Source organism: Amycolatopsis sp. NBC_00345, assembly GCF_036116635.1.
Taxonomy (GTDB): domain Bacteria; phylum Actinomycetota; class Actinomycetes; order Mycobacteriales; family Pseudonocardiaceae; genus Amycolatopsis.
Genome location: NZ_CP107995.1, coordinates 6,184,460 through 6,210,485, shown reverse-complemented (window position 1 = coordinate 6,210,485; position 26,026 = coordinate 6,184,460). Strand labels below are relative to the sequence as shown.

29 protein-coding genes are annotated in these 26,026 nt (G+C 70.9%); 12 read left to right on the top strand and 17 right to left on the bottom strand.

Translation table 11 applies throughout. The annotated features are described in order from the left end of the window. Positions 1-275 precede the first annotated feature (275 nt). Positions 276-737, top strand: coding sequence for an NUDIX domain-containing protein (locus OG943_RS27645; protein WP_328603849.1), 462 nt, complete (start codon positions 276-278; stop codon positions 735-737). Here OG943_RS27645 and OG943_RS27640 read toward each other — a convergent pair. The 6 genes from OG943_RS27640 to OG943_RS27615 form a co-directional block, all read right to left on the bottom strand. Further along, the gene (locus tag OG943_RS27640; RefSeq protein ID WP_328603848.1) at positions 734-1,393 is read right to left on the bottom strand and encodes an HAD family hydrolase; all 660 of its coding nucleotides are present in this window, start codon (positions 1,391-1,393) and stop codon (positions 734-736) included. The two genes, OG943_RS27645 and OG943_RS27640, sit on opposite strands and share 4 nt — an antisense overlap. Before the next feature lie 255 nt (positions 1,394-1,648). Further along, a complete protein-coding gene (locus OG943_RS27635; protein WP_328603847.1) occupies positions 1,649-2,455 on the bottom strand; it encodes an alpha/beta fold hydrolase in 807 nt (268 codons plus the stop codon). 499 nt (positions 2,456-2,954) lie between these two features. Next, positions 2,955-4,091, bottom strand: coding sequence for a metallophosphoesterase (locus OG943_RS27630; RefSeq protein WP_328603846.1), 1,137 nt, complete (start codon positions 4,089-4,091; stop codon positions 2,955-2,957). A 755-nt stretch (positions 4,092-4,846) separates the two neighbouring features. Continuing rightward, entirely contained in the window at positions 4,847-5,173 is a 327-nt protein-coding gene (locus tag OG943_RS27625) for a DUF222 domain-containing protein (protein WP_328603845.1), read from the bottom strand. Between the two features lie 125 nt (positions 5,174-5,298). Then, positions 5,299-5,679: a hypothetical protein gene (locus OG943_RS27620; protein WP_328603844.1), complete on the bottom strand. Its 381-nt coding sequence runs from the start codon at positions 5,677-5,679 to the stop codon at positions 5,299-5,301. A 598-nt stretch (positions 5,680-6,277) separates the two neighbouring features. Continuing rightward, positions 6,278-6,685: a J-domain-containing protein gene (locus OG943_RS27615; protein WP_328603843.1), complete on the bottom strand. Its 408-nt coding sequence runs from the start codon at positions 6,683-6,685 to the stop codon at positions 6,278-6,280. Positions 6,686-6,811: 126 nt separating this feature from the next. Between OG943_RS27615 and OG943_RS27610 the strand changes: the two genes are divergently transcribed. After that, a complete protein-coding gene (locus OG943_RS27610; RefSeq protein WP_328603842.1) occupies positions 6,812-7,756 on the top strand; it encodes a TetR/AcrR family transcriptional regulator C-terminal domain-containing protein in 945 nt (314 codons plus the stop codon). Here OG943_RS27610 and OG943_RS27605 read toward each other — a convergent pair. Continuing rightward, the gene (locus OG943_RS27605; protein ID WP_328603841.1) at positions 7,746-8,624 is read right to left on the bottom strand and encodes a LysR family transcriptional regulator; all 879 of its coding nucleotides are present in this window, start codon (positions 8,622-8,624) and stop codon (positions 7,746-7,748) included. The two genes, OG943_RS27610 and OG943_RS27605, sit on opposite strands and share 11 nt — an antisense overlap. 123 nt (positions 8,625-8,747) lie before the next feature. Here OG943_RS27605 and OG943_RS27600 point away from each other — a divergent pair, with 123 nt between their 5' ends. Continuing rightward, a complete protein-coding gene (locus OG943_RS27600; protein ID WP_328603840.1) occupies positions 8,748-9,656 on the top strand; it encodes an SDR family oxidoreductase in 909 nt (302 codons plus the stop codon). On the opposite strand, the gene OG943_RS27595 is transcribed toward OG943_RS27600, so the two are convergent. The 3 genes from OG943_RS27595 to OG943_RS27585 all read right to left on the bottom strand — a co-directional run bounded on the left by OG943_RS27595 (position 9,641) and on the right by OG943_RS27585 (position 12,329). After that, entirely contained in the window at positions 9,641-10,483 is an 843-nt protein-coding gene (locus OG943_RS27595) for an urea carboxylase-associated family protein (RefSeq protein WP_328603839.1), read from the bottom strand. The genes OG943_RS27600 and OG943_RS27595 overlap by 16 nt on opposite strands. An 11-nt stretch (positions 10,484-10,494) precedes the next feature. Further along, positions 10,495-11,403, bottom strand: a complete 909-nt coding sequence (locus tag OG943_RS27590; RefSeq protein ID WP_328603838.1) for an SDR family NAD(P)-dependent oxidoreductase — start codon at positions 11,401-11,403, stop codon at positions 10,495-10,497. A 68-nt stretch (positions 11,404-11,471) separates the two neighbouring features. Next, a complete protein-coding gene (locus tag OG943_RS27585) occupies positions 11,472-12,329 on the bottom strand; it encodes an NAD(P)H-binding protein (RefSeq protein WP_328603837.1) in 858 nt (285 codons plus the stop codon). A 116-nt stretch (positions 12,330-12,445) separates the two neighbouring features. Between OG943_RS27585 and OG943_RS27580 the strand changes: the two genes are divergently transcribed. Continuing rightward, complete coding sequence (locus OG943_RS27580; RefSeq protein ID WP_328603836.1) at positions 12,446-12,829, top strand: winged helix-turn-helix transcriptional regulator; 384 nt, start codon at positions 12,446-12,448, stop codon at positions 12,827-12,829. Between the two features lies 1 nt (position 12,830). On the opposite strand, the gene OG943_RS27575 is transcribed toward OG943_RS27580, so the two are convergent. Continuing rightward, positions 12,831-14,000 (bottom strand): lytic transglycosylase domain-containing protein, encoded by a 1,170-nt coding sequence (locus OG943_RS27575; protein WP_328603835.1) that lies wholly within the window; start codon positions 13,998-14,000, stop codon positions 12,831-12,833. Positions 14,001-14,176: 176 nt separating this feature from the next. Next, complete coding sequence (locus OG943_RS27570; RefSeq protein WP_328603834.1) at positions 14,177-14,662, bottom strand: GNAT family N-acetyltransferase; 486 nt, start codon at positions 14,660-14,662, stop codon at positions 14,177-14,179. 74 nt (positions 14,663-14,736) lie between these two features. On the opposite strand from OG943_RS27570, the gene OG943_RS27565 reads away from it, so the two are divergent. Further along, the gene (locus tag OG943_RS27565; RefSeq protein ID WP_328603833.1) at positions 14,737-15,315 is read left to right on the top strand and encodes a TetR/AcrR family transcriptional regulator; all 579 of its coding nucleotides are present in this window, start codon (positions 14,737-14,739) and stop codon (positions 15,313-15,315) included. Positions 15,316-15,318: 3 nt separating this feature from the next. On the opposite strand, the gene OG943_RS27560 is transcribed toward OG943_RS27565, so the two are convergent. Next, a complete protein-coding gene (locus OG943_RS27560; protein ID WP_328603832.1) occupies positions 15,319-16,284 on the bottom strand; it encodes a helix-turn-helix domain-containing protein in 966 nt (321 codons plus the stop codon). 52 nt (positions 16,285-16,336) lie between these two features. Here OG943_RS27560 and OG943_RS27555 point away from each other — a divergent pair, with 52 nt between their 5' ends. From OG943_RS27555 to OG943_RS27535, 5 genes are all read left to right on the top strand, one after another. After that, a complete protein-coding gene (locus tag OG943_RS27555) occupies positions 16,337-16,726 on the top strand; it encodes a cupin domain-containing protein (protein ID WP_328603831.1) in 390 nt (129 codons plus the stop codon). 52 nt (positions 16,727-16,778) lie between these two features. Beyond that, positions 16,779-17,285, top strand: a complete 507-nt coding sequence (locus OG943_RS27550) for a winged helix-turn-helix transcriptional regulator (protein ID WP_328603830.1) — start codon at positions 16,779-16,781, stop codon at positions 17,283-17,285. 113 nt (positions 17,286-17,398) lie between these two features. Beyond that, positions 17,399-17,911, top strand: coding sequence for an SRPBCC family protein (locus tag OG943_RS27545; protein ID WP_328603829.1), 513 nt, complete (start codon positions 17,399-17,401; stop codon positions 17,909-17,911). Then, positions 17,911-18,948, top strand: coding sequence for an LLM class flavin-dependent oxidoreductase (locus tag OG943_RS27540; RefSeq protein ID WP_328603828.1), 1,038 nt, complete (start codon positions 17,911-17,913; stop codon positions 18,946-18,948). Before OG943_RS27545 ends, OG943_RS27540 begins: the two co-directional genes overlap by 1 nt. An 87-nt stretch (positions 18,949-19,035) precedes the next feature. After that, complete coding sequence (locus tag OG943_RS27535; protein ID WP_328603827.1) at positions 19,036-19,590, top strand: dihydrofolate reductase family protein; 555 nt, start codon at positions 19,036-19,038, stop codon at positions 19,588-19,590. A gap of 40 nt (positions 19,591-19,630) precedes the next feature. Here the strand turns inward: OG943_RS27535 and OG943_RS27530 are convergent, their stop codons facing one another. Continuing rightward, the gene (locus OG943_RS27530; RefSeq protein WP_328603826.1) at positions 19,631-21,157 is read right to left on the bottom strand and encodes an AMP-binding protein; all 1,527 of its coding nucleotides are present in this window, start codon (positions 21,155-21,157) and stop codon (positions 19,631-19,633) included. Positions 21,158-21,275: 118 nt separating this feature from the next. Then, complete coding sequence (locus tag OG943_RS27525) at positions 21,276-22,244, bottom strand: helix-turn-helix transcriptional regulator (protein ID WP_328603825.1); 969 nt, start codon at positions 22,242-22,244, stop codon at positions 21,276-21,278. 91 nt (positions 22,245-22,335) lie between these two features. Between OG943_RS27525 and OG943_RS27520 the strand changes: the two genes are divergently transcribed. Both OG943_RS27520 and OG943_RS27515 read left to right on the top strand, forming a co-directional pair. Beyond that, complete coding sequence (locus tag OG943_RS27520) at positions 22,336-23,196, top strand: hypothetical protein (RefSeq protein ID WP_328603824.1); 861 nt, start codon at positions 22,336-22,338, stop codon at positions 23,194-23,196. 394 nt (positions 23,197-23,590) lie between these two features. Beyond that, the gene (locus OG943_RS27515) at positions 23,591-24,229 is read left to right on the top strand and encodes a hypothetical protein (protein ID WP_328603823.1); all 639 of its coding nucleotides are present in this window, start codon (positions 23,591-23,593) and stop codon (positions 24,227-24,229) included. A 187-nt stretch (positions 24,230-24,416) separates the two neighbouring features. Here the strand turns inward: OG943_RS27515 and OG943_RS27510 are convergent, their stop codons facing one another. Together OG943_RS27510 and OG943_RS27505 are read right to left on the bottom strand one after the other, a co-directional pair. Next, positions 24,417-25,256, bottom strand: a complete 840-nt coding sequence (locus tag OG943_RS27510; protein ID WP_328603822.1) for an LLM class F420-dependent oxidoreductase — start codon at positions 25,254-25,256, stop codon at positions 24,417-24,419. 52 nt (positions 25,257-25,308) lie between these two features. Beyond that, positions 25,309-26,001: a TetR/AcrR family transcriptional regulator gene (locus OG943_RS27505; protein WP_328603821.1), complete on the bottom strand. Its 693-nt coding sequence runs from the start codon at positions 25,999-26,001 to the stop codon at positions 25,309-25,311. Positions 26,002-26,026: the final 25 nt, after the last annotated feature.

Genomic DNA, 26,026 nt, shown 5'->3' with positions numbered 1-26,026 from the left:
TCGTCGGCCTGGGTATGGGCCGCGGTGGTCCGGTAGTCGGTCTGGGTGCGGGCCGCGGTGGTCTGCGGCCCGGCGGCTTGGGCGGTCTGGCCGGCGGTGGTCTGTGCGGTGGTGGTCTGTGCGGTGGTGCTGCTCATGACGAGGGTCCTTCCGTAAGGCCGTTCTCCGGTGCTTTCACCGATGCGTCGAACGGCCCAGGAGCGGATCGACACCCGTCCGGAACTTTTTTCCCACCGCCTTCCGGCCCGTCCGGTGCGGCCCGGCAGACTGGGCCGATGGTTGCCAAACGCAGCGCCGGGCTGTTGCTTTTCCGCCGTCAGGACCACGAGGTCGAGGTGCTGCTCGGGCACATGGGCGGCCCGTTCTGGGCGAAGAAGGACGCGGCCGCGTGGTCGCTGCCGAAGGGCGAGCTGGAGCCGGACGAGGAGCCGGAGGCCGCGGCGCGCCGCGAGTTCACCGAGGAACTGGGCCTGCCGGCTCCGGGCGGTGAGTACCGGCCGCTCGGGGACGTCAAGCAGTCGGGCGGGAAGGTCGTCACGGCCTGGGCCGTCGAGGGGGACCTGGACCCGGCGGCGGTGGTGCCGGGGACGTTCGAGATGGAGTGGCCGCCGCGTTCCGGCCGTCAACAGGAGTTTCCCGAGATGGACCGGGTCGAGTGGTTCGGGCTGGCCGCGGCCCGGGAGAAGCTCCTGAAGGGTCAGCTGCCGTTGCTGGACCGGCTCGTCGAGCTGCTTTAGCCGGCGGCGCGGCCGAGCACCGTGAGCAGGTCGTCCAGCGGCTGGTCGGCGAACGACGGCAGGACCAGGTCGGCGTGGCCGAAGTCCAGGTCCGCGGTGATCGGGTTCGGCACCGCGACGGTCGTGATCCCGGCGGCCTTCGCGGCGCTGACGCCGTGCGGCGAGTCCTCGAACGCGACGGCTTCGCCGGCCGTGACGCCGAGCGTCGCCAGCGCCGCGAGATAGGTGTCCGGGCGCGGCTTCGCCGCATGACGGTCGCCGGTCTCCACGGACGCGAAGCGCGCGGCGAGGCCCAGCCGGTCGAGCTGGCCGTGCACCCAGGCGCCGGACGAGCTGGACGCCACGCCGAGCCGCAGCCCGCGCGCGTCCGCCGCGTCGAGGTAGTCGAGCACGCCTTCTCGCGGTCCCCCGGTTTCCAGCAGCTCCAGCACCCGCGCGCGCATCCCGGGGCGCAGGGTCTCGGGGTCCGGCACGTGTTCGCCCAGCAGCGCCAACATCGTCGACGCCGTGTCCTGCGTGCCGATGACGGTGTGCCAGACGTCCAGCGGCAGCTCCGCGCCGTGATTCCGGAACGTCTCCTGCCACGACTGCAGCACGGCGGCTTCGGTGTCGGCCAGCGTGCCGTCGAAGTCGAAGATCAAAGCTCGCGTGACCACTCCGGCAGCCTGCCTCACCCCGTCCCGGGGCGGCAAGGCGGAGTGGCGGGCGGCTCATAACGCGGTTTTGCGGGCTTTTGCGGCTCGGCGGCTCGGCGGCTTGGGTGGCTCAGTGCTCAGGTGGCTCAGTGCTCGGGCGGCTCAGCGGCTGGGTGGCTCAGCGGCTTGGGGCTGGCTCAGTGCTTGGGCGGCTCAGTGCTTGGGCGGCTCAGCGGCTTGGGCGGCTGAGTGGGTTGGGCAGGTTGGCTTGGCGGCTCATGAGCTGGGCCGGGCGAAGAACTCCGCCAGCACTGGTGCGAGCGCCGTGGCCTTCACGAGGTGCGTCTGGCCGGGCAGCGTCCGGTACTCGGAACCGGGCAGCTGAGCGGCGAGCGCCGCGACGCCGTTGCGCATCCACTCCGGGCTCTTGCCGCCGTCCACGACGAGCGAGGGCGCCATGATCGCCGACCAGCGACCGGCGGGGAGCGGCCGTCCGGCTTGGTGACCGTCCATGACGGCGGTGTCGTACGGCAGCGTGTGCGCGACGCGCTTCATCTTCGACCAGGCGGGCATCAGCCGCATCAACGCGACCATCGGCGCGGGCAGGCCGACGCCCGCGGTCATGAAGATCTTCACCGCGTCGCCGGGTCTGCCCGCGTCGAGGGCGCCTTCGAGCCTGGCCGGGTACTCGTCCGGCACGGGTTTGCGGATCCGGTCAACGATGAACGGCGGCTCGTACACGGCGATCCGCCCGGCCGGCACCCCGCGGTGGGCGGCCTGGAGCACCAGCGCGGCCCCGGACGAGATGCCGAACAGCCCCGCTGTGCCGCCCGCTTCCTTCACCACTGCCGCGACGTCCTCGACCTCCCGCTCGACGTCGTAGGGCCGGGTGTCCCCGCTCTCGCCCCGCCCCCGCCGGTCGTAGGTGTAGACCGTGAACCGCCCCGCAAGCTCAGCCGCGAGCGCGTCATTGGGCGTCGAGCCGTGATAGCAAAGCGCCCCGTCAACCAGCACAAGCGCCGGCCCGCTACCAACGCGGCGGTAACCGATGGCAGTGCCGTCGGCGGAAACGGTGGTGGTCATGTCCGGTCCTTTGTCCTCAGTGGATGGTGGGTTGCCTGGTCTCTGAAGGGACTCTCGCACCGACTTCTCTGGTTGTCAAGACTAAAAAAATTGTCGGTGGGGGGATGGGGGCGGGGTGGTGCTTTGAGCGGGGTCGCCGAGCGGGCGGGCTGACGGGCCGGGTTGGCGGGACCGGGCGGGCTGACGTGGTTGGGCGGGTTGAGTGGGCGGGCTGAGTGGGTTGGGCGGGTTAGCTTGGGCGGGCTGACGAGGGCTGGGCGGACTGGGTGGCCAGCCCGGCCGAGCGGGACCGCCGCGCGCCTGCTGGGTAGGCAGGTTGGCCGGGAGAACCGGCCGGGCCGGGAGAACCGGCCGGGCCGGGAGAACCGGCCGGGCCGGGAGAACCGGCCGGGCCGGGAGAACCGGGCGGGCCGGGAGAACTGGTCGGCCGAGCGTGCCGGTTTGGCGGGGCGGCCATGCGTGCCGACTGTGTGGCGCAGGGGTGAAGGAGGCGGGTGGGTCAGGCGGAGCGGCGCAGGGTGAGCAGCGTGATCTCGTTCGGGGCGAACACGCGGAACGGCGGGCCCCAGAAGCCGGAGCCGCGGCTGTTGTAGAGCTGCGTGCGGGCGCCGTGGCGGGTGAGACCGGAGAGGGTGGGCTGGTCCAGTCGGACCAGGAGGTGGAACGGCCAGATCTGGCCACCGTGCGTGTGGCCCGAGATCTGCAGGTCGACGCCGGCCTCGCTGGCTTGCGTCACCTGCTTCGGCTGGTGGGCCAGCAGGACGACGGGCAGGTCCGGGTCCGCGCCGGCTAGCGCGGCGGGCAGGTCGGGGCCGTGGCCGGGGAGTCCGGAGGTCGCGCCGGTCGGGTCGTCGATGCCTGCGAAGAGGACACCGTCGCCGTCGCGCTCGACGACGGTGCTGCGGTTGTGCAGCGTGTCCCAGCCGAGGGTCGTCATGTGGTCGAGCCAGGCCTGGGCCTCGCCGAAGTACTCGTGGTTGCCGGTGATGTAGAACCGGCCGAGCCGGGCCTGGACGCCGCCGAGCGGGTCGACCTGCTTGCGGCGCTTGGCAACCGAGCCGTCCGCGAGGTCGCCGGCATGGCAGACGACGTCGGCCTGCAGCCGGTTCAGCTCGGCCACCAGCCGCTCGGACCACTTCGTGCGGTCGATCGGCCCGTAGTGGGTGTCGGTGATCACCGCGACGCGCAGCCCGTCGACGCCGGCGCCGAGTCGCGGGATCACGACGTCGACTTCCTTCACCGGCGGCACGCGCATCGCGACCCGGTTGCCCGTCACGAGAAGGACCGCCGACACGACGAGCACCGCGCCCGCGACGATCCGCGGCCGGGCGGGATCGTCCACACCGGACAGTGCGAGCACCAGCCGCAGCACGTGGCCGAGCACGCTCCAGGTGAACAGCACCCAGATCGAGCCGAGCAGCACGTCGCCGGCGCGGGCGGCCGCGTCGCTCTGCGCCGGGCCGTGGCCGCGGAACAGCAGGAGCGGGAACCCGGCCATCGCCGCCGCGAACACCACCGTGCCGACGACAGTGCCCGCGACCGGCCAGCCCGGCAGCAGCACGAACACCGACCACGGCTCGCCGAACAGCAGGAGCAGGGCGGCGACCAGCGCGGCGGCCCGGCGAACTCGACGCATCACAGTGGCCATCCCTCGTCATTCGGACCTGGACAACCCAGCGTAGCCGGAATCGCCGACTAACGGCCCGATGGGCTGTTACTCCTCGACGGACCGACGTCGGCCACGCGCATAGTGAACGGGTCGAGCGGACTGGGCTCGATCACCCTGATCGGCGAGTCAAGTCCTCCGTTCGGTGGCGTGCAGGCGGTGCATCGGTCGTCGAAGGCTGCGCTGAACGCGTGGACGGTCCCGAAGCGAAGCCTGCCAACGGTTCCGCGAAGGAGGGTGGCTTGGACAATCACGTGCCGTGCCGTGCCGTGCCGTGCCGTGCCGTGCCGTGCCGTGCCGGGTCCGGACGGTCTGACGGGCGAGTTCCGTAACGACGAGCGCTCGGCTTACCTCTGGTGAGCTGGTTCCGGCGCACGGGGGGTGCGGGGTGGTGGTGTGGCCTCCGTTCGGTTGCGGTGATGGGTGACTGGCCGTTGGCGGTCGGGGGGTGGCGGCTGGGTGAGGTGGCTGGGGTTGCGGGAAGGCGTGCGGAGCGGGCTAAGGGGGCGTGGCTGATGCGGTGTGGAGAGGAGTGCGGTTGCTGGGGGACTGGCTGGTGCGGAGAGGAGCGCGGAATTGTTGGCGGACGTGGCTGGTGCGGCGTGGAGTGTGGAGTTGTTGGGGGAAACGGTGGGTGTGGTGAAGGAAGGGCGCGGAGTGGCTAGGGAGAATCGGTGGGCGTGGTGACGGGAAGAGCACGGAGTGGCGGCGTGGCTGCGGAGTGGCTAGGGAGAAGCGGCTGGAGCTGCTGGGACGGCCGGAGCCCCTGGAGCGGCCGGGGCGTCGTTGGGTGTGGGTGTGAGCCAACGCCATTCGGGGGTGCCGGGGTTCATCACGTCGGCGGCCAGGTGGGCCTGGTGGGGAGTCAGGTAACCGGCCAGGGCGGCTATTTCTGCCGCCACGCCGATGTCGATTTCGCCGTCCTGTAAGGCTTTCTGGGTTTCCGGTAGGTCGTTTGCGAGTGCTGTGGCGAGGGCGGTCATGGCGGCTATCTCGGTGGGCGACAGGGCGAGGCGGCGGGTGATTTCGGTGGTCCGGCGGGGTGGTTTCATGGTTCTATAGTATCGAACACATGATCGAACGGCAGTCGCTTGATGGGGTGAAGGCGGCCAGATCGCTCAGGCGGCGGGCTGACCACCGGGGCTTCCCGCGCCGGCGGTCGCGGCTTGCGCTGCCATCAGGGCGTGGGCGGTTGCGGTGAGGTGCGATACGGCCGACGCGCGGTCGGGAGCCAAGCCAGCACCAGTTGGGGGGCGGGGTATCCGTGGACGGGCACTACCCGTACGGATCCCCCGAGACGGTCGCGGACGACGACCACGAGCTGTCCGAGCGCGACGCGGTCGACCATGGTGTCCAGCGCCTCGTTCGGCAGTTGTGCCTCGTAGCCCGGCGGCGCCGCTACCTCGGCGAGGGTCAGGAACGGGCGGACGGCCGGAGGGTAGTCGGCCGGGAGCAGGGCGATCGGTTGTTCCAGGCCGAGCTCCATCAGCTCCAGACCGGGGATGGCGGCCGACCGGCACATGAGGGCGATGTCGGCGGTGCCGTCTCGAAGGGGCATCGACCTCCTCGTAGGTGAAAACGACGTCGGCGAGCACACCGTCCGGGCCCTGTGCGCTGGCGGTGAGTAGCGCAGGAAGGGCCGGCAGCGGGCCATACCGCGACGGTGTCCGTCGCTGATCGGCGGCTTTGTGCGCCTTCCGCACGGCGGTGTCCATCGCCGCCAGGATCGCGCGGCTTTCGGCCAGGAAGACCTCGCCCGCGGCGGTCAGCGTCACCTGCCGCAGGGTGCGGTCCAGGGACGCCCACGCGCCGTTCCAGATGGGCGACGGCGTGGGAGAGGGGCGGAAGCCCGGCGGCTGCTGGCAGGCGGCCATGTCCGGGGCAAGGTCGTCCTGGAGAACCGTTGGCAGGCATGAGGAACGGGTGAATCGGCCACGAGCCCAGGTGCCGCTCCATCAGTCCACAGAGGAGAAACATGCCTTTCCATCACAGCTGCGTCATGGTGAGCGAGCTGGACCGATCGTTGCCCTTCTGCTCGTCGCCGACGACTCCGGCGCGACGCTGGACGAGTACCCACGTAAGAGGCTGGCAGGTTGAGTCCACAGAGGACGACGCCGATGCGGCAACGACGTGCGGCCCACCGTCCCCGCGACCACTCACCCGCGCGCGGCGCGCCACTCCTCCACGGTCTCCTCGACATCCAGCGGTACGACGGTCAGCGGCGGCCCGACCTGCGGGCGGCGGTGCGCGTCACGGATGCGGTCGTTGAGGTCTTCGACGATCTCGCGCACACGACGCTCCGCGCGCACCTTCGCCAGCTTCGCGGGCAGGTCCTGGATTTCCCGCGGCAGGGCGAGCGACGGCGGCAGCAGGTCGACCGCGCTCAGGTCGCCCTCCTTCAACTGCCGCAGCACCCACTCGGTGGCGCTGTCCCGCCCCGTGGGCTTCGGCAGGGGCTTCCCCATGCCGGGCAGGTCGTCGAAGTCGCCGCGTTCCTGCGCGGTCGTGATCTGCCGTTCCACCCAGAATCCGAAGGACGCGCCGATCGGCTTGCGCTTGGTCACCGTAACCACCTCCACTCCACACTCACGGTAGCCGGGTGAGGTCCGCGGTGGATGGGTCGAAGGTCCCGTATCGGCCGGTAGGATCCCCCGTGACCACCGGCGCCGGGGCAGGGAGCGGGCTGCGCGATGACCGTCGAACGCGAGTGGACCGGCGACTCAGGCACGGACGGGCCAGGCGCCGCCAGGTCAATCACCGACCAGCCGATCACCGCCGAGCCGATCACCGCCGAGCCGATCACCGACCAGCCGATCACCGACAAGCTAAGCGCCGCCGGGCCGATCACCCCCGGGCCCTGCGCCGACGACGCGGCCGTCGACGAGCAGATCGACCGCACCCTCCGCCTGCTCTGGCGGGACCGCGATGTCCGGGCGGGCGAGCCGACGCGCGGGCGGCGTCCCACGCTCAGCGTCGCCCGCATCGTCGCCGCGGCCATCGCGGTCGCCGATGCCGACGGCCTGCTGGCCACGTCGATGCACCGCGTGGCCAAGGAACTGGGCGCCGGCACGATGACGCTCTACACCTACGTGCCCGGCAAAACCGAGCTGGTGGACCTGATGGTGGACGACGCGCTGGTCGAGCGCCGCCTGCCCAAGCCCGGCGAACCCCGCGTCGGCGACTGGCGCGCGCAGGTCAAGCTCTACTCCGACCGCACGCGCGAAGTCCACCGCCGGCACCCGTGGCTGCGTGAGATGTCCCGGGTGCGGCCCGCGCTGGGCCCGGGCCAGCTCGCCGGGCAGGAGTACCTGCTGTCCATCGTGGACGGTCTCGGGCTGGCCCCGCGCCTGGCCGTCGCCGCGGCCAACAGCATCGCGACCCACGTGGACGCGAACGCCGCGCTCGAGGCCGAGAGCGCCCACCTGGAGCGCAGCACCGGACAGTCGAACGACGCGTGGTGGGACCAGCGTTCGTCGTTCTGGGGCAAGTACTTCGACATCGAGGCGCACCCGGCGATGAACCGCACCTGGCTCGGCGGCGGGTTCGACCAGAGCGCGGGCGAGCAGGCGGCGGAAGCCTACGGGTTCGGCCTCGACCGCCTCCTCGACGGCATCGAGCAGCAGGTCACGCGGTGAGCTGGGACCGGGCCGCCTCGAGGAAAGCCGTGACCAAACGGCTGCGCTCGCTGGCGCGGGTCGCGACCACCACCCGGCACGGCTCGATCCCTTCGACCGCCACGGCCGTGAGATCGTTCCTCGCGACGTTCCCGCCCGCGGCGGGCGCGAGGGCGAGGGCCCGGCCGCCGGCCACGGATTCGAGTTTGTCCTGCGGCGTCTCGACGAGTGGGCCGTCGGGGGCCGGCCGTCCGTCCGGGCGCGGGTCGATCCGCCAGAAGGCGTCGTAGGCGGCGTCCGCGTAACGGACGAGGGGTTCGCCGTCGAGGTCGTCGAGGGTGATCGATTCCTTGCCGGCCAGGCGATGGCTCGCCGGCACCAAGAGGACCCGGGGTTCCTCGTACAGGACCGTCACGCTGAGCCCGCCGGTCGGGAAGGGTTCCCGCGCGACGACCGCGTCGACCCGGTGCTCCAGCAGCGCTGGATGCACGCCGGCCCAGTCCAGGTGCCGGGTGCGCACGTCGGCTTCGGGGTGGCGGGCGCGTAGCTCACGCACGGGGGCAGTGACGAGCAGACCGCCCGCGTACCCGATCGTGACGGCGCCGGGTACGGCGGCGGCTCGCGCCTTCGTCGCGGCCAGCTCGGCGGAGTGCAGGAGCGCCCTCGCCTCGGGCAGGAAGGCGCGCCCCGCCTCGGTGAGGTGACTGCCCTGCGTCGTCCGGTCCAGCAGACGGACGCCCAGCCGCTGTTCGAGACGCTGCACCTGACGGCTCAACGACGGCTGCGCGACACGCAACGCGTCCGCGGCACGGTGGAAGTTGCCGTGCTCGGCCACGACGACGAAGTACCGCACCAGGCGAAGATCGAGGTCCGCGGGGGCACTGGGCACTCCCGCAGCCTACTCGTGATGCCCGTTCCGTATCGGCCGGTGAAGAACGGGTCTTGGACACCGCGGCGCCCGGTTCCTAGCGTTGAAGCACACCCCATTCACCGCGATCGAGGGATTCCCACCGTGCGTGTTTTCGTCGCAGGAGCAACCGGATACGTCGGATCGGCCGTCGTCCGCGAACTGCTCGAATCAGGTCACGACGTACTCGGGCTCGCCCGCTCCGAGGCCTCCGCCGACGCCTTGGCCAAGGCCGGTGTCGAGGTGCACCGCGGGGACATTGACGACCCCGCCGGCCTGCGAGCCGGGGCCGCGAAGGCCGACGGCGTGGTATTCGCCGCGAACAAGCACATTTCCGAAACCACCGATTCGGCCGCTCGCGCGCGGGCCGAGCTGAACGCGGTCGAAGCGCTCGGCGCGGAATTGGCGGGAACGGACCGGCCTTTTGTGGTCACTTCAGGAGTATTGGGCCGTGCGCCAGGGCGTGTGCTCACCGAAACGACCCCCACCGACCCCAGCGCCCTCACCTCTCCTCGGCTCCCCGTCGAGCAAGCCGTGCTCGCCATGGCCGGGCGTGGTGTGCGTTCGTCTTCGGTACGGCTGGCGCCGACCGTGCACGGCCGTGGGGATGCGCGCGGATTCGTCTCGGCCCTGATCGGCATCGCTCGCGCGAAGGGTGTGTCCGCCTTCGTCGGCGACGGAGCGAACCGGTGGCCGGCCGTGCACCGGCTGGACGCCGCGGTCCTGTACCGGCTGGCCGTGGAGTCCGCAGTGGCCGGTGCTCGACTGCACGCGGTCGCGGAGGAAGGGGTCCCGTTCCGGGACATCGCCGACGCCATCGGCCGCCGGCTGGAGCTGCCGGTCGTCAGCCTGACGGCCGCGGAGGCGAGCGAGCACTTCGCCGGCTTCCTCGCCCCGCTGGTCTCGCTCGACAGCCCGGCCTCCAGCGCGCTGACCCGCGAACGCCTCAGCTGGTCGCCGGCCCATCCCACGCTGGTCGCCGACATCGAGGAGGGCCACTACTTCGAAGGCTGACTCTCGGGCAAGCGGATTCCGTGCAGGCCGCGGTATTCCGCCCGCTCGGGCGGGGCCCAGCCGTCGAGGAGCTCCGCGGCGGGGCGGTAGACCTCGATGCCGATCGGGTGGCAGACGTCGATCGGGTCGCGGGCGTCGGGGCCCCACAACGGGATCGAGAGGTCGCCGCCGGGACAGGTGGACAGCGCGCAGAGCAGCTCCTGCTCGGCGAAGAACTCCAAGTGGTCGCCGGGCCGGGCGGGGCAGGCGGCCATGAAGTACCGGTCGTCCGCGGTCAGGCCGGTGCACTGGAAGACGTTCAGCACGTCGTGCACGTCGAACTCGGTCAGCCCGTACGGGAGGACGGCGCGCACCAGGTTGGAATGACAGTGGAAGTCGAAGTCTTCGCCGGTGAGCATCCGGTTCACGTACGGGTCGCAGCGCGTGCCGAGCAGGTCGTGCACGCGGCCGCCGTCGGCGTCGGTGCCGTAGCCCGCCAGCGTGTCCGCGGTGATGGTCAGCAGCGGGCGCAGGAACGGCAGCGTCGACCAGAGCCGGTCGAACGTGCTCACGTGCGCGCGCTGCAGCTGCCGGGTGCGCGCGGCCCACAGCCGTTCCCGCGGGTCGTGCCGGTTCCACACGTTGAGGTCCCCGACCTGCGGCCCCTCGACCGTGACGATCCGGCACAGGTGGCCCCGCGGCACGGTCCACGCCCGCCCGGAGCGGATCGGGATCTCGAACGCCTCGACCAGCTCGCGCCCGGCCTGGCGGCTCGCGAGCCGGCCGTAGAACTCGCGGTCCACGTCGAGCGCGCCGCCCGCGGTCGCCTGGTAGGCGGGCTCCACCATGGTCGATCTCCTTATACCGTGAATTCGACGCCGGTCAGCTTCTCGGAAAGCTCCCACAGCCGCGCGGCCCGCACCGGGTCACGGTCGGCGGCGACGGTTCGTTGCCGCACCGGACGGCCCACGCTGCCGAACCTCGGGCCGTAGTACTCGCCGCCCTTGGCCGACGGGTCAGTCGCCGCGCGAACGGCGGTCCAAGCGCCGTGGTGCTCGCCCTGCGTGACCGGCGAAAGGCGCGCCAGCGGTGAAGGCTTGCTGATGCCCTCGCGCCAAGGGCTCCCGCCGTCAAGGCAGAGGCCGGGATGGGTGAGAACACAATGGACGTCCATAGTGGACGCACGCAGTCGTCGATCCAGCTCGAAGCCGAAGGACGCCACGGCGTGCTTGGACAGCCCGTACGCCCGGAATTCCGAGTACTCGCGCTCGCTCTGCAGGTCGTCGAGGTCGAACTTGACCAGCAGGGAGATGAGGCTGCCCGTCGGGACCACGCGGCTGCCGGGGGTCGCCTTCAGCACCGGCATGGCCAGCGCGGTCAACGCGAAGTGGCCGAGGTGGTTCGTGCCCAGCGCCAGTTCCAAGCCCTGTTCGGTGGTCTGCCGGGTGCGGCCGGGCGACGTCGTGCCCGCGTTCTCGACCAGCGCGTCGACCTGCCCCAGCCGGACGAGCGCCTCGGCCGCCGACGCCACCGATTCGAGGTCCGCCAGGTCCAGCGGGATGGTGCTCAGCTTCGCCGCGGGGCCGACGTGCCCGCGGATGGCGTCCACGGCGGTGCGCAGGCGCCCGGGATTCCGGCCGAGGATGACCACGTGCGCGCCGGCCGCGGCGAGCTGTTCGGAGATGAAGTAGCCGATACCGGAGTTGCCCCCGGTCACCGCGTAGGTCCGGCCGGACAGGTCAGGCGGCGACCCGGGGTTCCAGGACACGATCCCTCCAGCACTTCGGGGACTCGAACTGCCCGAACTATAGGGAGGTCGCTGCCGCGGTGTGCGAACTAACCGGCCAGTGCCGCCGCGATCGAGCCGGCGATCGGCGTCGTCGGCCGTCCGATGAGCCGCGACAGGTCGCCCGGCGTGCCGGCGAGCAGGCCCCGGCCGATGGCGGCGTCCACACCCACGAGCACGTCGGCGAACGTGGGCGGCAGCCCGGCGGCGGAGACCAGGATCTTCTTGTTTTCCTCCGGGCTCACGGAATTGTGCGCCACCGGCTGGCCGCTCTGCCGGGCGATCTCGGCGGCGAATTCCCCGAACGTCCACGCCGTGTCGCCGCTCAGCTCGTACGCGGCGTTGAGGTGTCCTTCGGTGCGCAGCACGACCGCCGCCGCGGCCGCGTAGTCCGCGCGGGTCGCGGTGGCGATGCGGGCCTCCAGCGGCACGCTGTTGGTGACGGCGCCGCGCGCGACCGTGTCCGCGAGGCCGGCGGTGTACACGTCGGTGTACCAGTTGTTGCGCAGGAACGTATACGGCAGACCGGAAGCGAGCACCAGGTCCTCGGTCACGCGGTGCTCGTCGGCGAGCGCGAAGTCCGCCTTCGGGCCGCCGAAGACGCCGGTGTACGCGAGTTGCGCGACGCCCGCGGCCTTCGCGGCGTCGATCACGGCGGTGTGCTGCGGGACGCGCTTGCCCACGTCCGGGCCGGAGATCAGCAGCACGCGGTCGCCCGGCGCGAACGCGCCTTCGAGCGTCTCCGGCCGGTCGTAGTCGCCGACGTGCACGTGGACGCCCAGGCCGGCGGCCTTCTCCTCGCTGCGGGCGATGGCGGTGATGTCGTCCGGCGCGACACCCGCCGCCAGCAGGTCCGCGACGACGAGCCGGCCGAGCTGGCCGGTGGCTCCGGTGATGACGATGCTCATGCTGGTCCTCAGGTCGAGTGGATGGTGCGGCACTCACCTTAGGAGTGGTACTAACTCAGGGATAGTACCCACTTCGGGGTAAGGTACTGGTGTTCCCGTAATGAGGAGGATCAGGCATGACCGAGGCGATCGACGTGGCCCCTGACGTCAAGCGCGCGGACTGCCCGTCGCGCGGGGTGCTCGAACACGTGACCAGCCGGTGGGGCGTGCTGGTGCTCGCCGCGCTGCTGGAGCGCTCGTACCGGTTCAGCGAGCTGCGCCGCGAGGTCGGCGGGGTGAGCGAGAAGATGCTGGCCCAGACCCTGCAGACGCTGGAGCGCGACGGTTTCGTGGACCGCGACGCCAAGCCCGTGATCCCGCCGCGCGTCGACTATTCGCTCACCCCGCTCGGGCACGAGGCGGCCGAGCAGGTGTGGGCGCTGGCCCGCTGGACCGAACAGCGGGTCCCTCAGGTCTTCGCGGCGCGCGAGGACTATGACCAGGCGCGCCGCGGCTCCTGACTCAGCCGGCCGGCGTGCTCGTGGTCGCCGGTGTGGAGCTGCCCGAATCCGCCGGGGCGCTCGACGATGTGGTGGCCGGGCTGGTCGGTGTCGTGGGCGTGGTGGGGGTGGTCGGCGGCGGGCTGTCGCTGGTCGGCGTGCTCGACGTCGGTGTAGTGGTCGGCGTGGTCGGTGTAGTCGTGGGCGTGCTGCTGGTCGGCGTCGTGCTGCTCGGCGGCAGCTGCGAAGGCGGCGGCACGCTCGGCGGCGGCTGCGTGACCGGCGGCGCCGGGTCCCCGCCGGGACTGCCCGCGGCGGCGTCGACGGCGCCCGGCCCCGGCGGCGCGCCGATCGGGACCTGGCTGTCCGGCAGCTGCGAGACCCCGCCGCGGTACGCCGCGGCGTAGGACATCACGGTGTCCACATAGGACTGCGAGTTGTTGTACCGGCGCACGGCCAGCCGCTGCATCTCGTCGCTCGACAGGTCCAGCCCGCCGGAGCACAGGTAACGCGCGGTGGCCAGCGACTCGTCGTAGATGTTGTTCGGGTCGGCGACGCCGTCGCCGTTGCCGTCGGAGGCGTAACCGTTCCAGGTCGACGGGATGAACTGCATCGGGCCGACGGCGCGGTCCCACATACGGTCGCCGTCGTAGCGGCCGCCGTCGGTGTCGCGGATCGCGGCGAACGCGCCGGCGCCGTTGAGCACCGGGCCCAGGATCGGCTCCAGGGTGTTGCCCTTGGCATCTACATAGCCGCCGCGCGCGTGGTTCGACTCGATGCGGCCGATGGCGGCGATCAGCGCCCAGTCGAGGTGACAGCCGGGCTGCTCCCTGGCCATGATGTCGGCCGCGTTCTTGTACGCCTTGAGCATGCTGCCGGGGATGCCGAGCGGCCCGGACAGGGCCGAGGACCCGTTGCCGGCCTGCGCGCCCGGCACCATCAGCGGCTGGGGGACCGGCGGCTGCGGCAGGCTGCCGTCCACGGCGAGCGGCGGGAGCAGGATGTCCGGCGGGAACAACGGCGCGGCCAGCGACGGCTGTCCGCCGCCCAGCGGGCTTTGCACGGCGAGCGGGGTCGGCAGACCCGAGGCGGTCACCGTCGGCAGCACGACGAGCGCGCCACCCGCGAGAGCGGCCGCCGTCCGGTGCCGGACCGAGCGCGCGCGTTCCGGGCGTGGCCGGTGTTTCGGCATGTGGTCACTCCCCGTCTGTTGGACCTGCACCGCTCGCCAAGCTAGCCGATGCCGAGGAGATTCGGTGAGTCACTGAGCGGAATTTGTCCGAGACGGTCAACTTTCGTCCATCTGGCATAAATCCATCGTCGGTCAACTGTCCTTTTTCACCAGGGTTTCACCGGGCAACCCGTTGTTCAGCCGCATTTTCGAGCTGGGCCGAATGGAGTAACGGCGGTGATTCCGCGGGCGTAACAGCGCGCGAGCGGGTCTTCTCGATAGGCCCCGAAGGCGGGGATCGGCTGGTATCCCTCACGTTCGTAGAAGCGGATCGCTTCCGGCTGGCGGATGCCGGTCTCCAGCAGCAGCCGCGCGACGCCGTGGCCGCGGGCCTGCTCTTCGAGAGCGCGCAGCAGCTCGGTGGCGAGCCCGGAGCCGCGTGCCCCCGGGGCGACGTACATGCGCTTGATCTCGGCCTCGCCCGGGCCGAGCAGGCGCAGGCCGCCGCAGCCGGTGGGCTTGCCGTCCTCGTCGCGGGCGACCAGGAACACGGCGACGCTCTCGGCCGTCGGGGCCGGCCCGGCCTCGTGGTCGGAGGAGTCGTAGCGGGCGTTGAGCTCGTCTCGCTGCGCCTGCCGGAGGGCGACGGCGTCGGGAGAGTCCCAGGGTTCGATGCTGATCACGGCACTCCCGGCTGGTCGGCTCACGGTCTCGGAACATCTGTTACGGTAACGGATGTTACGGAATGGAGGCCGGGATGCCAAGGCGGCGTGACGTCGCCGCCCAGCGCGAGCTCCTGTCCGGCGCCGTCTGGCAGGTGCTGGCGGAGTCGGGCCTGCCCGGCCTGACGGTCCGCGCCGTCGCGGCCAGGGCCGGCTGCACCAGCGGGCTGGTCATGCACGCGTTCCCGACCAAGCGGGCGCTGCTGCTGCACGCCCGGGAGCTGCTGCACGAGCGCACCGCCGCCCGCGCGGACGCGTTGCAGGACGCGGGCGGCGAGCCGCGGACCGTGCTGCGCGACGTGCTCCTGCGGGCGGTCACGCTCACCCCGGAAGCGGCCGACGAGGCGCGCGTCTGGGTCGGCTTCCTCGCCGCCGCGCTGGCCGATCCGGAGCTGGCCGCCCGGCACCGCGCGAACAACCGCTCGTTCGTCACCCGGATCGCCCGCCTGACCGGCGCTGTCCGTCCTGAGTGGACGGACGAGCGGTGCCGGGCGGCGGCGAAACGGCTGGTGGCGCTGGTCGAAGGCCTCAACGCGCTGGCCGCCGCCGATCCGGAGACCTATTCGCCGGTCACCCAGCGGGAGGCGGTCGCCGCCGCCGTGGCCGCGCTTTAGGTGTCAGGCGGCGGGGCCGAAGCGTCGCCGGTATTCCGACGGGCTCAGTCCGGTGTGCCGCCGCAATTGCGCGCGGAGGTTGGCCGCCGTGCCGAAGCCGCTGGAGGACGCGATGTGGTCGAGGCGCAGCTCCCCGCGTTCGATCAGGCGGCACGCCAGCGTCACGCGTTCCGTGGTCAGCCACGTCAACGGGGTGGCGCCGAGCTCCGCGCGGAAACGCCGGTGCAGCGTCGCCGGGCTCGTGGCGGCGCGCGCGGCCAGGTCGGCGACCGTCAGCGCGCGGCCCAGGTTCGCCCGCGCCCACTCCAGTACCGGCGCGAGTGAGGTGTCGGGCACCGCGGGCACCGGCCGGGCCACGAACTGCCGCTGGCCGCCGTCGCGGTGGCCGGCGAAGACCAGCCGGCGGCTGACGGCGTTCGCTATCTCCGCGCCGTGGTCGCGCTGGATCACGTACAGGCCCAGATCGAGCGCCGCCGCGCTGCCCGCCGCCGTGAGCACGGTGCCCTCGTCGACGAACAGGACGTCCGGCTCCAGCCGCACCTCCGGGTACCGGGCCGTGAACTCCGCCGCCCAGCGCCAGTGCGTGGTCGCCCGCCGTCCGTCCAGGACACCCGCGTCGGCGAGGGTGAACGCGCCGGTGCAGAAGCTCATCAGCCGCGCGCCCCGCTTCGCCGCGCGCCGGATCGCGGCCAGCACGCCGGGGTGCGCGGGCGCCTGCGGGTCCGGGCGGTTCGGCACGATCACCGTGTCCGCCGCGTCGACCGCGGCCAGTCCCGCGACGCCGGACAGCGTGAACATCCCCAGGTGCATGGTCACTTCCGGGCGCGCGGAGGCGATCGTGAACTCGTACCACGGCCGGTCCAGCTCCGGCCGTCGCAGCCCGAACAGCTCAGTGGCGACGCCCATTTCGAACGGGTTCGAGCCGTCGTCGACCACCATCACGACCCGGTGCGAGGATTCTTGCGGCATATGCGATTCCTAGCACTCCCGCCGCCGGGTGACCAGGCCGAGAATCGGGGTCATGAGCGAAAACCCCATCAACCTGCAGTCCGTGCTCGACGGCTTCGACGCCGTGTGGAGCCCGCGCATCGTCGCCGCTGTCAACGATTACGACATCCGCCTGGCGCGCTTCGCCGGCGAGCACGTGTGGCACGTCCACGAGGACACCGACGAGTTCTTCCTGGTCCTCGACGGCGAAATCGAGATCGGCCTGCGCGAGCCCGCGGGCGAGCGCGTGGTCACCGTCACCCGTGGCTCGATCTTCGTGGTCCCGCGCGGCACGTTCCACAAGCCGTCGTCGAAGGCGGGCGCGGCCGTGCTGCTGGTGGAGCCGACGGGCACGCTCTCGGTGGGCGACGAACACGACGAGGTGCCCGACTACGTGGACGTGACCGTCGGTCATCGCCTTTGATTATGGCCTTCAACTGCTGAGTTTCAGTCTGAGACGGCGTATCCTCAGCGCCATGAAACGGACTTCCTTCGCGCAGTGGCCGTGTTCCATCGCGAGGACCATGGACCTGCTCGGGGACTGGTGGACGCCGCTGGTGCTGCGGGACGCGTTCTACGGCGTCACGCGCTTCGACGAGTTCCAGCAGGCGCTCGGCATCGCGCGCAACACCCTCGCCGACCGGCTCCGCCGGCTGGTCGAGGAGGGCCTCATTGAGAAGCGGCCGTACCAGGCCGAACCGGTGCGTTACGACTACGTGCTGACCGAGAAGGGCGCCGACTTCTGGAGTGTGCTCGCCGCGATGACGGCGTGGGGCGACCGCTGGCTCGCCACCGAGGCCGGACCGCCGATCACCATGCAGCACAAGGCATGTGGGCACGAGACCCACGCCGAAGTGGTGTGCGCGGAATGCGGCGAACGGCTCACGGCGGAGGACACGCGGATGCGCCGCGGCCCCGGCTTCCCGGAGCGGATCGCGCACCGGCCCGACGTCGAGGCGCGGTTCGCCCGGCAGGAGGCCTAGCGGCGGCCGCGCGTTGACAATGTGGGTCTCACTACGCAACTATCGTGGTCAGAGGCACTCTTGCAGAGGGCCTTTGGTAGAGGGCGCAGTGACGAGCAAGGAGACGCACCACGATGGAGTGGACCGGCGCGCGGTACGCGGACAACCCCACGGTCGAGGCCACGACGTGGATCAACGGCGACCCCGAACGCGTGTGGCAGGTCGTGGCCGACGTCCGGCTGATGCCCTCGATGAGCCAGGAGCTGCAGTCCGTCGAGTGGTGCGACGGCGTCACCGGCCCGGCGCTGGGCAACGCGTTCGTCGGCAGCAACAAGCACGACGCGCTCGGCGAGTGGCAGACGAAGTCGTTTGTCATCGAGTGCGAGGAGCCGCGGGTTTTCGCTTGGGCCGTCACGGATCGCGAGAATCCGACGGCCACCTGGCGGTTCACGCTGGATCCCGAGAACGGCGGCACCCGGCTCACGCAGTGGGTGCGGATGGGCCCGGCCCGGTCCGGCATCTCCCTCGCCATCGACCGGATGCCGGACAAGGAGCAGAAGATCATCTTCGTCCGCATGCGCGAGTTCGAGAACGCGCTGACCGCGACCGTTGCCGCTATCAAGGACCGCGTCGAGGCCGAGAAGTGATGCGGACGGCGACCACGGTCGAGGCGTCCGCCGGCTGGGCGGACACGCTGGCTTTTGTGCTGGAGGCCGAAAAACTGGGCCTCGACGTGTGCTGGGTCGCCGAGGCGTGGGGTTCCGACGCGCCGTCCGTCCTCGGTTACCTCGCCGGGCGCACCGAGCGTCTGCAGCTCGGCTCCGGGATCATCCAGCTCGGCACGCGCACGCCCGTCGCGATCGCGCAGACCGCGCTGACCCTGGCCGACCTGTCCGGCGGCCGGTTCTCGCTCGGCCTCGGCCCGTCCGGTCCGCAGGTGATCGAAGGCCTGCACGGCGTGCCGTTCGCGAAGCCGTTGACGCGGATGCGCGAGACCGTCGAGATCATCCGGCAGGCCTTCGCCGGCGAGAAGATCTCCTTCTCCGGCAACGCTTTTGAGATCCCGTTGCCGGGCGAGGCACGGCCGATGCGGTTGTCGTCGAAGCCGAACGAGGACATCCCGATCTATCTGGCCACGCTCTCGCCGAAGCTGCTGGAGCTGACTGGTGAGATCGCCGACGGCTGGCTCGGCACCAGCTTCGTGCCCGAGGGCGCGAGTGCCTACTTCGGCCCCATCGACGCCGGGCTCGCGAAATCCGGGCGCGTGCGTAAGGACCTGGACGTCTGCCAGGGCGCCGAAGTCGCGTTCGCCGCTAATGACCACGAGCTGCGCACGATGGTGGGCAGCCGTAAGAAGGAGCTGGCCTTCTCCCTCGGCGGCATGGGTTCCGCCAGCACGAACTTCTACAACGACGCGTACAGCCGCCAGGGCTGGGCCGAGGTCGCGGCCGAGGTTCGCGAGCGCTGGCAGGCCGGTGACCGCGACGGCGCCACCGCGCTCGTCACGGACGAGATGGTGCTGGGCACCACGCTGATCGGCACCGAGGACATGGTCCGCGAGCGGCTGCGGGTGTGGCGCGACGCCGGCGTCGACACCGTCCGCCTGTACCCGTCGGGCGAGACGCTCGACGCGAAGCTCACCACTCTCGGCCGGGCACTCGACCTCGTGAGGCAGGTCGGCTGAACGTTCGGGCCGGCTTCCGCGAAACGCCTGCACGGACGGTCCCGGCTGCGCGATAGTGGCGGCATTCCCGAGCCGAGGAGCTGCCTGATGCGCAAGATCGTGTCCACTTTGTTCATCTCGCTCGACGGGGTGGTCGAGGCGCCGGACCAGTGGTCGCTGTCCTATTGGAACGAGGAACTCGAGCACGCCGTCGGCGGCGGCATGGCGGACGCGGACACGATGCTGCTCGGCCGGGTCACCTACGAGGGCTTCGCGGAATCGTGGCCGGGCCGCACCGCGGCGGACGACCCGGGCGCGGAGTTCATGAACAACGTCCGCAAGTACGTCGCGTCGACCACGCTGACGAGCGTCGAATGGCAGAACTCGACGCTGCTGGAGGGCGACCTCGCCGCGGCGCTCGCCGGGCTGAAGGCGGGCGAGGGCGGCGACATCATGACCAGCGGCAGCACCACGCTCGTGCGCTGGCTGCTGGCCGAGGGCCTGGTCGACGAGCTGACGCTGCTGCAGTACCCCGTGGTCGTCGGCTGCGGGCGGCGCCTGTTCCCGGTCGAGGGGCCGTCGTTCGCGTTCGAACTGGCCCGGTCGAAGGCCTTCGGCAACGGGGTTGTGCAGCTCGTCTACCGTCCGGCCGAGGACCTCTGACGTCCGTCAGCGCGGTGCCGGATCCACAGCGGACGGCGCGCTAATTCACCTGCCGGTCCTGGTTGTCCCAGAAAGGCTTGCGCAGCTTGAACTTCTGGATCTTCCCGGTCGCCGTGCGGGGCAGCTCGCCGAGGAACTCCACGCGTTTCGGGCACTTGTAGCCGGCCAGGTAGCCGCGGCAGTGGGTGATCAGGTCCTCGGCCGTGACGGGGGAGCCGTCGGTGACCACGAGCGCCGTGACGAGTTCGCCCCATTTCTCGTCCGGGATGCCGATCACCGCGACCTCGCGGACGGCCGGGTGGGAGGCGAGCGCGTCCTCCACCTCGATGGACGAGACGTTCTCGCCGCCGGTGATGATCACGTCCTTCTTGCGGTCGGCGATGGTGAGGTACCCGTCGGTGAACGAGCCGCCGTCGCCGGTGTGGAACCAGTTGCCCTGCTGGACGCGGGCCGTCTCGTCCGGGTTTTCCCAGTAACCGTCGAGGTTCATGTTCGACTGGACCAGCACCTCGCCGTCGGTGTCGATCGACACCCGGACGCCGAGCGCGGGCGTGCCGGCGCGGCCGAGCAGCTTCGCCTGCTCGTGCGGGCCGAGGTCCGCCCACTCGCTGCGGAACCGGTTGACCGTGAGCAGCGGCGAAGTCTCGGTGAGGCCGTAGATCTGGATGAACTCCCAGCCCAGCTCCGCCCGTACCCGCTCGATGGTGCGGGTCGGCGGCGGCGCGCCGGCCACCACGATCCGCACGCGGTCGCGGCCCGGCACCTCGCCCTCCCACTTCGCCGCGCCGTCGAGGGCGGCGGTGACGACCGCGGGCGCGGCACACAGGATCGTGACGCCGTGCTCCTCGATGCGCCGGAGGATCTCCGTGCCGTCCACCTTCCGCAGCACGATGTGCCGCCCGCCGAGGCCGGTGACGGCGTAGGGCATGCCCCAGCCGTTCGCGTGGAACATCGGGAGGGTGTGCAGCAGCACGTCGTTGTCGTTCAAGGTGGTGTGCAGCCCGAAGACGGCGGCGTTCAGCCAGAGGTTGCGGTGCGTGAGCTGCACGCCCTTGGGCCGCGCGGTGGTGCCGGAGGTGTAGTTCAGCGTGGCCGTGGCCGACTCGTCGCCTGCCCACGGCCGCGGTTCTCCGTCACCGCCGAAGATCTGCTCGTCGTGCTCACCCAGCACGTACACGTGCTCCGCGGTGATGCTGTCCAGCAGCGGCTTGAGCTCCGGGTCGATCATGACGACCTCGGCGCCGGAGTGCTCGACGATGTAGCGCACCTCCGCCGCGGCGAGCCGGAAGTTCACCGGCACCAGCACCCGCCCCCACCCGGAGACGCCGAAGAACGACGTCAGCAGCCGCGCGGAGTTGTGCGAAACGATCGCGACGCGCCCGCCCACCGGCACCCCGAGCGCGTCGAGGTTCGCGGCCTGCGCACGAGCGCGGCGGGCCAGCTCCCGATAGGTCACCTCGCCCCACGACGCGGCGGGCTGGCCGGGCTCGTCCACCACCGCGATCCGGTCCGGGTAGACGGACTCCGCGCGGTCGAGGAAGTCGCGGACGCCGAGGTCGTAGAACACGTGCGGTTCCCTTCACTTACGTACGGGCAGCACCGCCCGCGAGGCGATGATGACCCGGCGCCGGTGGTGCCGGCCACCCCACAAAGGGGGTGGCCGGGTGGTCAGCGTGGTCGGGTGGTCAGTCCAGCAGCCCGGCCGCGCGCGCCCGGTTCACCGCCTGGATCCGGTTGGAGGCGTCCAGCTTGCGCATCGCGTGCTTGAGGTACGACTTGACGGTGTTGGGCTGCAGCCCCAGGCTCGCGGAGATTTCGTCGTTGGTGCAGCCGGTGTTCACGAGGCGCAGGACGTCGAGCTCTCGTGGGGAAAGCTTTAGGTGGGTGTTGATGCCGGTGCTATCGGTACCGGCGCTGACGTTGCCGTCGAAGCTGTCGCCGGAGCCGCCATCGCTGACGTCGTCGCTATCGCCGTTGACACCGCTGCCGCCACCGGTGCCGTTGCCGATGGCTGGGTGCAGGCGTTCGCAGACTCCGAGCAGCCGGGCGCGGGCCTCGACGTCGTGCATCGAACCGGCGATTGCGAGCAGTTCGGCGAGCAGCTCCCGGTGCTCGCCGGCGAGTGTCTCGAAACGCCGCTTCCGGTGCTCGCTCGCGGGGACGTCAGCCTGGGCCGCGATGCGGCGCCGGACCTCTTCCTCCACCTCGATGTCACGCTCCAACCTCGACACCACCGCGGTCGCGGCGCGCAGGATCCGATCGCCGAACGTGATCGAATCGCGTGTCGCGGCGTAGAGCACCGCGCGCGTCGACTCCCCGACGCGCACCGGCAGCGCGACCATGGCCCGCAGCTGTTCGGGTGCCACGGCGCGGTCGTACTTGTGCGTGATGCCCTGCGCGTTCAGGTAGTCGACGACCGTGGACGGCCGCCGCAGCGCCACGGCTTTGCCGCCGAGCCCGGCGCCGGTGTCGACTCGCAGGTGCTGCAACGAGCGCGTGGCCGTGCCGCGCAGCTGGTCGATCACCAGGGAGCGTGAGCCCGCCGACACGGGACCGCCCATCGCGACGGGCAGCCCGGTCGCGCGTTGGAGTGCCTGCAGCGCGCCGGTGACCAGGGGGCTGGCCGCCAGCGCGAGTCGGCCCGATGACGTCATGGGCACCGTCCTCGCCTCGCTTGACCTGCGGTGAGACTTTGACGCTACGCCGTCTGTCGCAATCGGACCACGGGTGTGGTTCGGTGGCGGGGTGGATGCTCCGGACTTCGACACCGTCGCCGAGGCCCTCTACGCGGGGGAGCCGGGCGAGTTCGTCGCGGCTCGAACCGCTGCCGCGCGCGACGCCACGGCGGCCGGCGACCGTGAGCTGGCCGGCCGGATCCGCGCGCTGCGCAAGCCGACTCGCGCGGCCTTCGTCGTCAACCGCCTGGCCCGCGACGGGGCCGCCTCGCTGACCGAGCTGGCCGCCCTGGGCAAGCGCCTGCGGGAGGCCCATACGAACCTCGCGGGCGCCGACCTGCGCGACCTGGCACACCGCCGCAACGAGCTGGTCCGCCACATCATGGCCGACGCCCCCAGCCTCAGCGACGCCGTCGCCCGCGAAGTGGAGGAAACCCTGGAGGCGGTGGTCGCCGACCCGTCCGTCGCCGACCTGGCCCTGGCCGGCCGCCTGACGTCGATGGCCCAGCAGGACGCGGACCAGTGGCTGTCACTGCCGGTCTCTTCGGCTCCGCAGCCGAAAAAGGACGCTGCGCCGAAGAATGCCGCGTCACCGCGGAAAGCTTCACCGAAAAAGCCCGCTTCCCCTTCCACAGAACGGAAAAAGGCCGAGAAGGAGCGTCAGGCCCGCGAACGCGCCCGCGCCCAACGCGAGGAACAACGCCGCAAAGCCGCCGCCACCCACCGTGAACGCGCCGAGGCCGAACGCACCCTCACCCGCGCCGAACGCACAGCCGAACAAGCCGACGCCCGCGTAACCGACCTCCGCACCCGCCTCGCCGACGCCGAAGCCCGCGCCACCCAATCCACCAAGGACCTCACCGCCGCCCGCTCAGCCTTCGCGACTGCGGACGAGGCTGCGAAGAAAGCCGCTGCCGCTCTGGAGAACTAGCACCACTGAGAACTGGGCCTGTCTTACTCGTTGGTCGCCGCGATCACGACGGTGGCCCCGGTTCTGGCGATGGCGGATCTGGTCGGCCATTCTCCAGAATGGTGCACTGGATGCCCCGCCGCAGGTAGGCGCGGTTCGCGCGGGAACCGTACGCCTTATCGGCCAACGCCCGGTCCGGCTGGTCGCACGACCGGCCGATCTCGTGGTGGTCCAACTCGACAGTGCCGTCGCGGCGCGCCGAGTATTCCCAGCGCGATCTGGTCGCGGCTATTTCCGTTGTACGCTGAAGTATTTCCCTCTCGTCACTTGATAGACGTAAGTGGCTCCCTTTCGCGGATGATCGCCGCTACGCTCCTGCGGTCCACAAAGGATAGTTGCGAGAGGACTCCTGGTTGTGAAGGCCCGTCTGGCGGCGGTTGTCGCCCTTGCCGTCGTGTCCCTGTTGGCTGGCAACGGAATCGCCGCGGCTTCCGCGTTGTCACCGCTGCCGCCGCTGCAAATTCGGAATGGTGTGCTGACTGTTTGCCTGAACGCCACGGCGCAGCGCGCGTTCACCGCCGACGGCTTGCGAATGGCCGCGATCGCGCCGGCCACCTACTCGACGACCGCTGACGGCCGCTCCTGTGTCAAGTTCACCGTCGTGGGCGAGTCCAATCTGGACATCACCGAGGCGCACGCCACTCTGCCCGGTGGGTTCGACTTCGGCAACGCTGCCGGCCGGCACCTGACCCTGACGGGCCTCGACGTCCGCACCCGCGGCATGTCCCTGGTCGCCACGGCGAAGGTGAACAACCAGCCCGGCCCAGTCGACGTGTTCTACGTCAACGTGTTGCGGGCCAACATTCAGCCGCAGTTGCTGCCCCTTGGCGTCAAACTCGCCACGCAGTGCATGCTCACCGGCCAGTTGGCCAGTGTCATGGGGACCACCCTCGGCGCTGCCCCGCTCGCTGGTGACACCGCCATGCTCGCCGCGGTCGGCTCGGCTGACCTCGGCCCGTCGCTTCTCTCCAGTTCCGTTGGACAAGCGAGCTAGGGCCTGATTCCTGGGCGAAGCCGGAATTGCCGCTACCCAGGGGCAAGAAGTCGGGACGCCCGCCCGAACACCCGAAACGACAGCTCATCACGGGATTCGGTTCCGAGTACCCACAGGTGTGCAGCAGCGCGATCTGAAAGAACCGGCATGGCCCCTGGAGCCGGTCGCTGCCCAAGTCTCGCAATCGTCAGAACAGCACCTCCGCCAGTTTCCGGTACCCCGTCAGGATGTCCGTGCCCAGTACGTGGACCCCCACGTGGTCGGCGCCCTCGGCCAGGTGCTCGCCGAGCCGGTTCGCGATCGTCGAGGGGGAGCCGTGCAGCGCGAGGTCGTCGATCAGGCGGTCGGTGCCGCCGCCCGCGACGTCCTCCTCGGTGTAGCCGAGACGGCGGAGATTGCTCACGTAGTTGCGCAGTCCCAGATACGGCTTCTCCACGAACGGCCGCCCGATCAGCCGCGCGGCCGCCGCGTCCTCCTCCACCACGACCTTGTGCTCGGGTGCGAGGACCACGTCCGGGCCCAAGATTTTGCGGGCATGTCCCGTGTGCGCGGGGGTCACGAGGTACGGGTGCGCGCCCAGCGTGCGGTCCGCGGCCAGTTTCAAGGACTTGTCACCCAGCGCGGCCAGGATTCGGCCGTCCTTCGGTACGCCTTCGGCATCGAGCCGGTCGAGGTAGCCGACCATCTTCGCGTATGGACTTTCGTACTGGGCCACGGATTCCGGGTGGCCGACGCCGACTCCCAGCAGGAACCGGTCGCCGTAGCGCTCGGCCAGCCGGTGGTAGGACGCGGCGATCTTGCCCGCGTCGTTGGTCCACATGTTCACGATCGCCGTGGCGACGGTGACGGTTTCGGTCGCCGCCAGCACCTCCTCGAAGAAGGCGAGGTCTTCGACCGTGCCGCTGCCGATGCCGAACCAGACGGTGCCGTAGCCCAGTTTCTCCGCTTCGACGGCCGTTTTCCTGAGCGTCCGGTCGTCGGTCGCCGGGCTCATCCAAGCGCCGAACCGGCCGAGTCGTGCTGTCACCGCGTACCTCCTACATTCGCTATATGGATGACTATAGCGAATGTAGCAGAAGTCAGTGGACGAGGCGACCGAGCCATTCGCGCAGCATGCTCTGCTCGGTGGAGGTCAGCGCGGCGGCTTGCGAGTCCAGCGCGGTCGACAAAGCGACCGCGAGCGCGTCGACGGTGGACGGCTTCCCGGCGGGCTCGTCGGTGAGCAGCCCGGCCAGCACGGACTCGCGGACCTGATGCGACATCGCCAGGTCGCGGGCCTCTTCGGGCTGGGCGATCAGGCTCAGCGTGACGCCGGAGTTGGCCGCCGCGATCTGCCGCGCGGCCTCCGCCGGGGTGGTGCGCAGCCGGCCCTGGCGGGCGACGGGCGTGAGCAGTTCGAGCAGCATCTCCTCCGCGCTGGAGGTGAGAGCGCACGGTTCGCCGGGCTTGATCTGGCCGTAGAGCAGTACGTAGAAGGTCGGGTAGTGCAGGCCGTAGCTGACGTGACGGTCCCAGCCGTCGCGGATCTGCTGGACTGGATCCGCGTCCGGCTCGGTCTTGTCGGTGCTCTCCACATACTGGGTGAAGCCGAAGTTGACCACTGCGTCGAGCAAGCCCTGTTTGCTGCCGAAGTGGTGGTAGAGCGTCGGTGCCTGGACGTGGGCTCGCTCGCAGATGGCGCGAGTGGACACCGCGTGACCGTGGGCGTTGTCGAGCAGTTGGGCGGCGGCGAGCAGTAGCCGGTCCTTGGCGCTGCCGTTCACGATGTCCATATAGCAACTGTAGCGCTACACATGA

Excerpts from the sequence above, each read along its gene's own strand:
- OG943_RS27645 (WP_328603849.1), top strand. The coding sequence starts at position 276 with ATGGTTGCCAAACGCAGCGCCGGGCTGTTGCTTTTCCGCCGTCAGGAC.
- OG943_RS27635 (WP_328603847.1), bottom strand. The coding sequence starts at position 2,455 with ATGACCACCACCGTTTCCGCCGACGGCACTGCCATCGGTTACCGCCGC.
- OG943_RS27630 (WP_328603846.1), bottom strand. The coding sequence starts at position 4,091 with ATGCGTCGAGTTCGCCGGGCCGCCGCGCTGGTCGCCGCCCTGCTCCTG.
- OG943_RS27625 (WP_328603845.1), bottom strand. The coding sequence starts at position 5,173 with ATGAAACCACCCCGCCGGACCACCGAAATCACCCGCCGCCTCGCCCTG.
- OG943_RS27620 (WP_328603844.1), bottom strand. The coding sequence starts at position 5,679 with ATGCCCCTTCGAGACGGCACCGCCGACATCGCCCTCATGTGCCGGTCG.
- OG943_RS27610 (WP_328603842.1), top strand. The coding sequence starts at position 6,812 with ATGACCGTCGAACGCGAGTGGACCGGCGACTCAGGCACGGACGGGCCA.
- OG943_RS27595 (WP_328603839.1), bottom strand. The coding sequence starts at position 10,483 with ATGGTGGAGCCCGCCTACCAGGCGACCGCGGGCGGCGCGCTCGACGTG.
- OG943_RS27585 (WP_328603837.1), bottom strand. The coding sequence starts at position 12,329 with ATGAGCATCGTCATCACCGGAGCCACCGGCCAGCTCGGCCGGCTCGTC.
- OG943_RS27580 (WP_328603836.1), top strand. The coding sequence starts at position 12,446 with ATGACCGAGGCGATCGACGTGGCCCCTGACGTCAAGCGCGCGGACTGC.
- OG943_RS27575 (WP_328603835.1), bottom strand. The coding sequence starts at position 14,000 with ATGCCGAAACACCGGCCACGCCCGGAACGCGCGCGCTCGGTCCGGCAC.
- OG943_RS27565 (WP_328603833.1), top strand. The coding sequence starts at position 14,737 with ATGCCAAGGCGGCGTGACGTCGCCGCCCAGCGCGAGCTCCTGTCCGGC.
- OG943_RS27560 (WP_328603832.1), bottom strand. The coding sequence starts at position 16,284 with ATGCCGCAAGAATCCTCGCACCGGGTCGTGATGGTGGTCGACGACGGC.
- OG943_RS27555 (WP_328603831.1), top strand. The coding sequence starts at position 16,337 with ATGAGCGAAAACCCCATCAACCTGCAGTCCGTGCTCGACGGCTTCGAC.
- OG943_RS27550 (WP_328603830.1), top strand. The coding sequence starts at position 16,779 with ATGAAACGGACTTCCTTCGCGCAGTGGCCGTGTTCCATCGCGAGGACC.
- OG943_RS27545 (WP_328603829.1), top strand. The coding sequence starts at position 17,399 with ATGGAGTGGACCGGCGCGCGGTACGCGGACAACCCCACGGTCGAGGCC.
- OG943_RS27540 (WP_328603828.1), top strand. The coding sequence starts at position 17,911 with ATGCGGACGGCGACCACGGTCGAGGCGTCCGCCGGCTGGGCGGACACG.
- OG943_RS27535 (WP_328603827.1), top strand. The coding sequence starts at position 19,036 with ATGCGCAAGATCGTGTCCACTTTGTTCATCTCGCTCGACGGGGTGGTC.
- OG943_RS27525 (WP_328603825.1), bottom strand. The coding sequence starts at position 22,244 with ATGACGTCATCGGGCCGACTCGCGCTGGCGGCCAGCCCCCTGGTCACC.
- OG943_RS27505 (WP_328603821.1), bottom strand. The coding sequence starts at position 26,001 with ATGGACATCGTGAACGGCAGCGCCAAGGACCGGCTACTGCTCGCCGCC.